Annotated in this window: 11 protein-coding genes and 1 pseudogene; 2 read left to right on the plus strand and 10 right to left on the minus strand. The window is 68.2% G+C overall.

Going from position 1 to position 8,683, the window contains the following annotated elements:
* A partial coding sequence (locus tag A8G08_RS26925) for an acyl-CoA dehydrogenase family protein (RefSeq protein ID WP_157108819.1) occupies positions 1 to 96 on the plus strand: 96 nt, incomplete at its 5' end.
* Here the strand turns inward: A8G08_RS26925 and A8G08_RS26360 are convergent.
* From A8G08_RS26360 to A8G08_RS26375, 4 genes are read right to left on the minus strand one after another with little or no spacing between them, the layout of a single operon-like run.
* On the minus strand, positions 71 to 502 hold the full coding sequence (locus tag A8G08_RS26360; RefSeq protein WP_084436897.1) for a hypothetical protein: 432 nt from the start codon (positions 500 to 502) through the stop codon (positions 71 to 73). The two genes, A8G08_RS26925 and A8G08_RS26360, sit on opposite strands and share 26 nt — an antisense overlap.
* The gene (locus tag A8G08_RS26365) at positions 499 to 1,638 is read right to left on the minus strand and encodes a molybdopterin-dependent oxidoreductase (protein WP_068281029.1); all 1,140 of its coding nucleotides are present in this window, start codon (positions 1,636 to 1,638) and stop codon (positions 499 to 501) included. The genes A8G08_RS26360 and A8G08_RS26365 overlap by 4 nt, the downstream gene beginning before the upstream one ends.
* On the minus strand, positions 1,638 to 2,327 hold the full coding sequence (locus A8G08_RS26370; RefSeq protein ID WP_068281039.1) for a TIGR04282 family arsenosugar biosynthesis glycosyltransferase: 690 nt from the start codon (positions 2,325 to 2,327) through the stop codon (positions 1,638 to 1,640). The genes A8G08_RS26365 and A8G08_RS26370 overlap by 1 nt, the downstream gene beginning before the upstream one ends.
* A complete protein-coding gene (locus A8G08_RS26375; protein WP_068281042.1) occupies positions 2,324 to 2,986 on the minus strand; it encodes a glycosyltransferase family 2 protein in 663 nt (220 codons plus the stop codon). The genes A8G08_RS26370 and A8G08_RS26375 overlap by 4 nt, the downstream gene beginning before the upstream one ends.
* Positions 2,987 to 3,038: 52 nt before the next feature.
* Between A8G08_RS26375 and A8G08_RS26380 the strand changes: the two genes are divergently transcribed.
* Complete coding sequence (locus A8G08_RS26380) at positions 3,039 to 4,376, plus strand: hypothetical protein (RefSeq protein WP_245673015.1); 1,338 nt, start codon at positions 3,039 to 3,041, stop codon at positions 4,374 to 4,376.
* Between the two features lie 19 nt (positions 4,377 to 4,395).
* Here the strand turns inward: A8G08_RS26380 and A8G08_RS26385 are convergent, their stop codons facing one another.
* The 6 genes and pseudogenes from A8G08_RS26385 to A8G08_RS27700 all read right to left on the minus strand — a co-directional run.
* Positions 4,396 to 5,454, minus strand: coding sequence for an NAD-dependent epimerase/dehydratase family protein (locus A8G08_RS26385; RefSeq protein WP_068281032.1), 1,059 nt, complete (start codon positions 5,452 to 5,454; stop codon positions 4,396 to 4,398).
* A gap of 5 nt (positions 5,455 to 5,459) precedes the next feature.
* Complete coding sequence (locus A8G08_RS26390; protein WP_068281033.1) at positions 5,460 to 6,263, minus strand: S-methyl-5'-thioadenosine phosphorylase; 804 nt, start codon at positions 6,261 to 6,263, stop codon at positions 5,460 to 5,462.
* Positions 6,264 to 6,410: 147 nt separating this feature from the next.
* Positions 6,411 to 6,989 (minus strand): GTP-binding protein, encoded by a 579-nt coding sequence (locus A8G08_RS26395; protein ID WP_068281048.1) that lies wholly within the window; start codon positions 6,987 to 6,989, stop codon positions 6,411 to 6,413.
* Positions 6,979 to 7,356, minus strand: coding sequence for a DUF742 domain-containing protein (locus tag A8G08_RS26400; protein ID WP_068281034.1), 378 nt, complete (start codon positions 7,354 to 7,356; stop codon positions 6,979 to 6,981). Before A8G08_RS26400 ends, A8G08_RS26395 begins: the two co-directional genes overlap by 11 nt.
* 16 nt (positions 7,357 to 7,372) lie before the next feature.
* Entirely contained in the window at positions 7,373 to 7,783 is a 411-nt protein-coding gene (locus tag A8G08_RS26405; protein ID WP_068281037.1) for a roadblock/LC7 domain-containing protein, read from the minus strand.
* Positions 7,780 to 8,683 (minus strand): annotated as a pseudogene (locus A8G08_RS27700) (hypothetical protein); the annotation flags it as partial. The gene A8G08_RS26405 and the pseudogene A8G08_RS27700, both read right to left, overlap by 4 nt.

Here is an 8,683-nt window from a genome sequence, read left to right on the forward strand (position 1 = left end):
GTGGAGCGGTACATGCGCGAGGCCAAGATCACCCAGATCTTCGAGGGCACCAATCAGATTCAGCGCCTGGTCATTTCGCGTCAGCTCGCGAAGTAGACGCGCCACGCCGGCCCGCGATCAGCGTCGCTCCGACCAGCACCCAGACGACCACGAGCGCGATCGCGAGCCCGGCGACGTAGTTGCGATCGAGCACGCTCGGGTTGTCGGGCATCGCTCCCTCGCGCGCAATCACCGGTGCCGCGACGAGTCCAAGGACGACCGTGCACACCGCGCCACAGGCGACCGGCGGCCACCAACTCCTCGGCAGCACGCGCCGTGACCCCGTTCCCAGTGCGGCACACAGCGGCGCGAAAACCCCGTCGTGCAAGAGAATTCCGGCCACGAACCACAGAATGATCGAGCGCACCGCCTCGGTGCCGCTTTCGAACAGGAGGGTCGCGCCGTACCAAACCGCCCAAGCGCCCAGCCCGACCAGGACAATGCGGATCGCATTCTGGATCACGTCTCGAGCACCTCGATCCGCTCCAGCCATTTCGTCTGCAGCACGCCGGGCCGGTTGGGTGCGATCAATCGGCAAGGGTAGCCGTGGTCGAGATCGAGCGGTTCGCCATTGAGCGCGAGCGCGATCAACGTGTCCGCGGCGCGGACATGGGGCGCGGGCAGCACCGACACCCCGTAGATTCCGGTCCGTTCCAGCGAGACGAACCGGACATCGTTGTCGGGATCGGCATCGAGTTCAGCGAGCAGATCCCGCAGCCGCACACCGGTCCAATTGCCCGATGCGCTCCACCCCTCCACACAGGCAATCGGCAGTTCCGCCGTCGTCTGGGGCAGCGCCAGCAATTCTGCTCGAGTGAACCGCCGCTCGTTGGTTCCGGCGGCGACAACGAGCGTGTAATCCGGGTCCGTGGCCTCCGGGCCGACCCCCGCCTTTTCTGCGGATCGGTTGACGGGCACGCCCTGCGGTCCCGTGCCGCTGCGTGGCGCGAGCACCGCGACACGGCGCAGCGCCGGCACGGTCTGACCAGCCATGCTCAGGGCCGCTGCGAGGCCACCGAGTGCGGCGGCGACAAGTACCGCCCGTCGGCCGATCCTGGCGCCCGCCTCGGCTTCGGGTGCTTGTTCGCTCAGCGGACGAGACAGCGCATCCCTGATCACCGGGAGCTTGACCGCAAGGTGAACTGCCAACGCGCCGAGTACAACCCAGGCCATCGCGTAGTGAGTCGTGGTGAAGAAGAACTTCCACGGGTAGAACTGCGAGATATTTATCAGCCCGGTCGCGAGCTGAAAGATGATGGCGCCCACCAGAATCGCGATTGATCCGCGCTCGGCGATGCGCACGATCGAGCCCGCGAGCGGACGCAGGAACAATCGCGGATACACCGCCCACAGCTTCACCAGCAGCAACGGGATCGCGACAACACCGGTCACCACATGCAGCCCCTGCGTGACTCGATACACCCACACCGGGTGTGCGGGCCACACGAACCAGGTCGGCGGGTGCTGGATCCAATGACTCAGCAGGCCGGTGCAGAAGCAGATTGCGACCGCCACACCCAGCGGGATGCCGACCCGGCTTGCGATTGCTGGGCCGCGGGCGGAACTGAACTGCGGTTCCGGGATTTTCGGGGTAACCATCAGGGCTCGACACTCGAAAGTCGGTGCGCGAGTGCGTCCACGGCAGAACGGAATCGACCCGGCCGCACCAAGGTCGCCACGTAGAGCGCGTCGGCCGGGTAGTCGACATCCACGAGTTGGGGCAAGAGGCGGGTGCGCTGCTGGTGTTCGTGCAGCATGGCGAGGGTTTGCGCGCCGGTCCGCGTTGTCGACATCGGCACGTCGACCAAGCCACGCGCCGGCGCCGCATCGCACAGGCCGAGCGCCCACCAACCGCCATCGGCGGCGGGGCCGAGCACCGCATCCACCTGCGGGTCGGTGAGGGTGGTCGCGCAGCGCTGCAACAACTCCGGTGTCACCTGTGGCGTATCCATACCGACCTGAAGCACCGGCAGGCCGAACCTCGCCGCATCGGCGTGCGCATTGGCGAGCCGCTCGGCGAACGTCTCCCCGCGCTGTTCGATGACTTCGACATCGGCGAGGGCCGCGTCCACCTGGTCGGCGAGCTCACCTTCACGCACATCCCCACGCAACGCAACAACCCGGCGCCGCACGGGCGTATCGCGCACCACCGCAAGCGTGTCCAGCAAGGCCGCCGCGGCGAGTTCGGCCGCTTCGTCCTCGGACAACGGCGGAACCAGCCGGGTCTTCGCCGATCCCGCCACCGGCGCCTTGGCGGTGACGAGCAGAGTGACGTCGGCGACGGTCATCGCACCGCCCAGAAATCCCGAACCGTCGCCGCTGTGCCACGCCATGAGCCGGAGACCTTGGACCGGCCGTGAGTTCGGTTGCGGTAGTCGATATCTCGCTCCACTACGGTCAATCCAGCCGCGGCTGCCCGCACCAACAGGTCGAGCGGATAACCGAACCGGGGATGCAGCGGACCCAGCGCGAGCAGAGTGGACCGTCGCACCACCCGCATGGCTCCGATGTCGTGCACATCGACGCGGTACCGCCGGCGCAAACGCATGGCCAGCAATCGATTGCCGAGGCGCGCATGCAGCGGCCAGACGCCAGGCTCGACCGCGATTCGGCGGCCCACGACCAGGTCCGCGTCGTCCAGCGCGTCGACCAGACCGGGTAGGTCCGCCGGATCCATCGATCCGTCACCGTCGAGAAATCCCACGATGCCTTCGGGCGCGGCGGCGACTCCGGCCTGGACAGCGGCGCCGTAACCGCGGCGCGGTTCGGTCACCACAGCCGCTCCGTGCAGTCGTGCGACATCGGCCGTGCCGTCCCGGGACCCGTTGTCGACAACAAGCACCCGATACCCCGGCGGCACTGCGGCGAGCACCCCCGGCAGGGCACCCGCCTCGTCCAGACACGGGATCACGACAGTCACGGTCGTTCCCTCCGGAACACCGGTCACTGTTCAACGTTATCCCGCAGGTCGGGCCCGTCGGGCACCTATCGTGAGGTCCGTGGAGCCGCGGACGCGGGCGCAGCGGCGCAGGTGGGGCGATGTGCTGGGCGCCGGTATCGCCGGCGCACTGGTCGCGGCCGCTTTTGCCGTGCCGTTCCTCGCCGACGAAGAGTGGCGTTCGACGCTGTACGCCGGTGCGGCACCGATCTTCGGCACGTGGACGACGCACTCGGGTTGGGGCACCGTTCCGGCGATCGCCATCGCCGCGCTGGTGTGTTGGTTCGGTCCGTGGCTCGCGCAGCGGCTGTCCTGGCTGCGCCTGCTCGGCGTGACCTGGCTGGCGGCGATGGCGTGGGCTTTCGCGTTGGCAATGGTCGATGGCTGGGAACGAGGGTTCACCGGCCGGCTCACCGATCCGGCGGAGTACCTGACCGTGGTGCCCGAGGTCGACGACATCAGCACCATGCTGAGCACGTTCTCCGATCGCATCGTGGACTTCCAGCCGAATTCCTGGCCGACGCACGTCTCCGGTCACCCACCGGGCGCGCTGCTGGCGTTCGTGGCCCTGGACCGGATCGGGTTGGGCGGCCCAACCTGGGCGGCGGTTTTCACCACCGTGGCCGGCACCAGCGCCGCGCTTGCCGTGCTGATTGCCCTGCGCGCATTGGCCGGACCCGCCCCCGCCCGCGCGGCCGCACCGTTTGTCGCCCTCGCGCCAACCGCCGTCTGGATCGCGGTCTCAGCAGACGCGATTTTCACCGCAGTTACTGCATGGGCGATCGCACTGCTCGCGTGCGCGGTCCGGCGCCGCGGCGGCGCGGGCATCGGACTGGGGTTCGCCGCGGGAGTCGGGTTCGGTTTCGGCATCTACCTGAACTACGGCCTGGTTTTGATGGGCATTCCCGCAGTGGCGGTGCTCGCGGCAGGACGCACGATCCGGCCCCTCGTCCCGGCACTCGCGGGTGCGCTCCTCGTGGCATTGGCGTTCACCACCGCGGGATTCTGGTGGTTCGATGGCTACCACCTGGTGATCGAGCGGTACTACCAGGGCATCGCGAAGGAGCGCCCGTTCGAGTACTGGGGCTGGGCCAATCTCGCGGCGACCGTGTGCGCCACCGGCCTTTCGGTACCGGCGTCGCTGCATCGCAGCCTGTCCTTACGCCGCCTCCGCCAGCGCTACGGTCCGAGTCTGCTCGTCGCCGCCGCCCTCCTCGCGGTGCTCGTCGCGGACCTCAGCGCCCTGAGCAAAGCCGAGACCGAACGGATCTGGTTGCCGTTCACTACGTGGTTGTTGGTCTCGGCAGCATTCCTGCCGGCCCGAAACCAGCGAGGCTGGCTCGCAGTGCAGGCGTTGGGTGCGCTCGTGTTGGTGCACGTCGTACTCACCCGGTGGTGATTGGTCGCCCAGAGTGGGCTTACGCCGAGGGCGGACCTTGTGACGCTGCGGCACGCAATGGCGCGAAGGCGAATTCGGCGAGGCCTTGTGCCGGAGCGACTCCCGCGGTGAAGCCGAGCACCTCCCGGGCTCGCTGCGGGCTGGCGACGATGTGCCGTACGTCCCCGGGCCGGAACTCCCCTGTCACAACGGGACTCGGGCCACCGCGCGCGGACGTGAGCAGGCCAGCCACCTCGCCCACGGCGATGGGATGCCCGGAACAAATGTTCAGCGGCACGAAACCCGCGAGTGGCCGTTCGATGGCAGCCAGATTGGCCGCTGCGACATCGGAGACGTGGACGAAATCACGCATCTGCCGGCCATCCTCGAATACCCGTGGCGCCTCCCCTGCCTCCAGCGCCGAGCGGAAGATCGCGGCGACTCCCGAATACGGCGTATCTCTAGGCATTTCCGGCCCATAGACATTGTGGTAGCGCAGCGCTGTCACGCTGCCTCCCGTGGCGGCCGCCCAGGCCAGCGCGTAATGCTCCTGTGCCACCTTGCTTGCAGCGTAGGTGCTGCGCGGCCGCATCGGAGCGTCCTCGTCGACCGGCTCCCAGCTCAGTGGATCGCCCGTTGCCGGGCACCGCGGATCGAACTCACCCCTGGCCAGGTCGGCCGGATCACGCGGCGCCGGCTCGACAGACCCGAGCACCGCGCTGCGATAGCGCCCATCGCCGTACACCACCATCGACGACGCCAATACCAAACGCGTACAGCCGGTTCGCACCATCGCGGCGAGCAGCGTCGCAGTACCGAGATCGTTGTGGGCGGCGTAGGCCGGCGCATCCTGTTGGCTCACCCCCGCGCCCACCACAGCCGCCTGGTGGCTGACGACGTCGACGCCATCCAACACGTGCTCCAGCTCCGCCGCATCTCGCACATCGAGTTGGTGCACACCCGCGGGCACCGCCGGCGCAGCGCCATGCGCCGATGCAAGCAGCGCATCTGTGGCGACCACGTCGTGGCCGGCCTCGCGCAGCACAACGCATACCTGGTGTCCGATGAACCCGGCGGCGCCGGTGACCAGGATGCGCATCGCGATCAGGGCAGGTCGAACGGTAGCTTGACGCCCTCGTGGGCGCGGCAGTGCGCGCACGTCTCGCCGTCCGGAAGACCCGAAATTGCCTTGCGTACAAGCTCTTTGAATCCCGGCAGGTTGCGCTCGAACTCGGCGAACACGTCGGCCGTCCGAACGCCCGCGCCCGCCTCAACGCCCGCGTCCAGATCGGTCACCAAAGCGATTGCGGCGTAACACATTTCCAGTTCCCGGGCGAGTACGGCCTCAGGGTGTCCGGTCATGTTGACAAGCTGCCAACCCTGCGCGGCGAACCACTGGCTCTCGGCGCGGGTGGAAAAACGCGGGCCCTCGACAACGACCATCGTCCCGCCGTCGATCGTGCCGGGCTGACCGGCGGCCGCACGAAGCCCCGGGCAGTAGGGATCGGCGAAACCGACATGGATTCCGGCGCCGTCGAAGTAGGTCTGCGGCCGGCCGGAGGTGCGGTCCACGAGTTGATCCGGCACAACAACGGCACCCGGGCCCAGATCGGCGCGCAGGCTGCCGACCGCACAGGGGCCGAAGATCCGGCGCACACCGAGGGCGCGCAGTGCCCACATGTTGGCGAGATAGGGAACAGTGTGCGGCGAGAATTCGTGCGTCTTCCCATGCCGCGGCAGGAAGGCGACCGTGTGGCCGCCAACGGGTCCCACGGTGACGGGAGCGCTCGGTGAGCCATAAGGGGTCTCGACCGTCACCTCGACCGCGTCCGAGTCGAAGAAGTCGTAGAAGCCACTACCGCCGATAACGGCGATCCGGGGCGTCTGGTCACTCGAAGCCAATGCCATGCCGTGATTCTCCCCGACCGGAAAGGCTGCGAGTAATTCGGCCTGCGCGGGCCTCGACCCGGTCGGCGGCTACCCCGAGATGACGCCTGCGATGCCCGACCGATCGGAGCTGTCGATCAGTCGGGCATCCTGCGCCAGGGAGTCGGGCTAGTGCCGCGCCGGCTGGGAGAGGCGCTTGAGCGCGAACTCCGAGATCGCCACGAGGCCGGCCTTCGCAGACTCCCGACGACGGGCGTCGAGGGTCATCATCGGCACATCCGCGGGGAGCGCGAGCGCCGCACGGATGTCCTCGAGTGGGTACGCCGGCGCACCGTCGAACTCGTTGATCGCGACCAGGAACGGCAACCCGCGCGACTCGAAGAAGTCTACTGCGGCGAAGCTCTCGTCCAGTCGACGCGTGTCGACGAGCACGATCGCTCCGATCGCGCCACGCACGAGGTCGTCCCACATGAACCAGAAGCGCTGCTGGCCGGGCGTACCGAACAGGTACAGGACCAGGTCGTTGCTGAGGCTGATACGGCCGAAGTCCATCGCAACGGTGGTCGACGTCTTCTGCGGCACCGCCGACAACGTGTCGACGCCCTCGCTGACGTTGGTCACGAGCGCCTCGGTCCGCAGCGGAACGATCTCGGATACAGCGCCAACGAGCGTGGTCTTGCCAACGCCGAATCCACCCGCGATAACGATCTTGGCCGACGTCGGTCGGCCTGCCGTCCTAGATACCACGGAGTCCACTCAGAACCCTTTCAATGAGCTCGCGCCGCTCTGCGTCGCTCGCGTCTTCCTTCAATGTCGCCTGAATTCGGACGTGTCCGGCTTCGACGAGGTCGGCTACAAGCACCCTCGCCACACCGACCGGGACGCCCACATGCACGGCAATCTCGGCGACCGATGGTGAATTCGAACTCAGCGAGAGGATCGAACGTGCTTCGTTGCTGAGCTCGATGTATTCGAGTTCGAGCAAATCGGCAAGCGGCGCAATCAGTGCCTCGAGCGCAATGTCGATGGCAGGCATCGTGCGCCCCGAAGTCAACGAATACGGCCGCACCAGGCTCGGTTCACGAGCCGCGCCTCCGCGTCCAGGTTGATCCATTGCCGGCTACTAACGCCTACAGCGAAACGCGGGGAGTCGCCTGCACGGCCGGACCGACACGATCCGCGAGCAGCGCCATTTCGTAGCCGACCTGGCCGATATCGCAAGAGGTGTTGGTGAGCACCGCGAGGTACGAACCATCACCAACCGCCATCAGCAGCAGGTAGCCGTGATCCATCTCGATCACCGACTGCAGCACGTTGCCGCCCTCGAAGAGGCTCGCCACACCAACCGCGAGGCTCGCGAGCCCCGAGGTAACCGCGGAAAGCTGCTCCGCGCGGTCGAGCGGCAGGTGCGCGCTCGCCGCCATCAGCAGGCCGTCGGCCGACACCAGAACCGCGTGCGAGACGCCGCTCACCTGTTCGGCGAAGTTGGATACCAGCCAGTCCAGCCGGCGGCCGTCCCCGGTCACGTTCTCAGTACTCATGGCTGTCCGTCTCCGTTCGTGCTTGTCGTTCGCTGTGCCGCCCGTCCGGTCCGCACGCCGGCCTGATGCCGACTGAGGCTGTTCCGGATCGCGTCGGGGGAACGACGCGATGGGCTGTTCGCTGCCGGAGCCGATTGTTCGACACCGCCCGGGACCAATCGCCGGCCCGGATGCCGCCGAGGCAGACCGCTCGCGGTCCGGTCCTCGACCATCTCCTCAGAGCTTCGTCGGGCCGCATCCCAACCCGCGTCGGCCGCAGTGGCCCAGCTCTGCGATCCAGCCGCGCTCGGGTCTACGAGCCACGCCGACATCATCTGGTCGAAGATCGGCGGGTTGTCGAGCTTCTCGTCGACCGGTGGCTCCAGCCGCGAGTGGAAGAACGATGCGGTCTTCTGCGTGCGGATGCTGTGCCGATTGAGCTGCGGCGGGGCGCCCGAAGCAGGCAGTGCCGAACCGGCACCCGATCCGATCGACCGACCGCCATTGCTGTCCGCACCCGGCGTCCGCGTCGGCAGACCCGGCGTGCCGCCCGGCTGCCGCTGCGGCAGGCCCGGCGTCGCACCGGGGGCGCGCTGCGGCAGGAGACCCTGCGAAGGCTGCGGGAGACCCGGCGTCGCACCCGGCTCACGCCGCGGCAGACCCAGGGCGCCGGCGCCGCGCTGCGGCAGACCCTCGCGCGGGGCACGCTGCGGCAGATCGGTCGCGCCGGGGGTGCGCTGCGGGATACCCGGGTTTGCACCCGGCTCACGCTGCGGCAAACCCGCGAGACCCGATGCAGGCCGCGGAACGCCCGGCGTTGCACCCGGCTCACGCTGCGGCAAACCCGCGAGACCCGATGCAGGCTGCGGAACGCCCGGCGTTGCACCCGGCTCACGCTGCGGGAGATCGGTCGAACCGGGG

Source organism: Aldersonia kunmingensis (assembly GCF_001646865.1).
GTDB classification, from domain to species: domain Bacteria; phylum Actinomycetota; class Actinomycetes; order Mycobacteriales; family Mycobacteriaceae; genus Aldersonia; species Aldersonia kunmingensis.

What these genes read in the sequence shown, in the direction of transcription:
- A8G08_RS26405 (WP_068281037.1), bottom strand. Translation starts at nt 7,783, where the DNA reads ATGAGTACTGAGAACGTGACCGGGGACGGCCGCCGGCTGGACTGGCTG.
- A8G08_RS26390 (WP_068281033.1), bottom strand. Translation starts at nt 6,263, where the DNA reads ATGGCATTGGCTTCGAGTGACCAGACGCCCCGGATCGCCGTTATCGGC.
- A8G08_RS26365 (WP_068281029.1), bottom strand. Translation starts at nt 1,638, where the DNA reads ATGGTTACCCCGAAAATCCCGGAACCGCAGTTCAGTTCCGCCCGCGGC.
- A8G08_RS26370 (WP_068281039.1), bottom strand. Translation starts at nt 2,327, where the DNA reads ATGACCGTCGCCGACGTCACTCTGCTCGTCACCGCCAAGGCGCCGGTG.
- A8G08_RS26400 (WP_068281034.1), bottom strand. Translation starts at nt 7,356, where the DNA reads ATGGATCAACCTGGACGCGGAGGCGCGGCTCGTGAACCGAGCCTGGTG.
- A8G08_RS26385 (WP_068281032.1), bottom strand. Translation starts at nt 5,454, where the DNA reads ATGCGCATCCTGGTCACCGGCGCCGCCGGGTTCATCGGACACCAGGTA.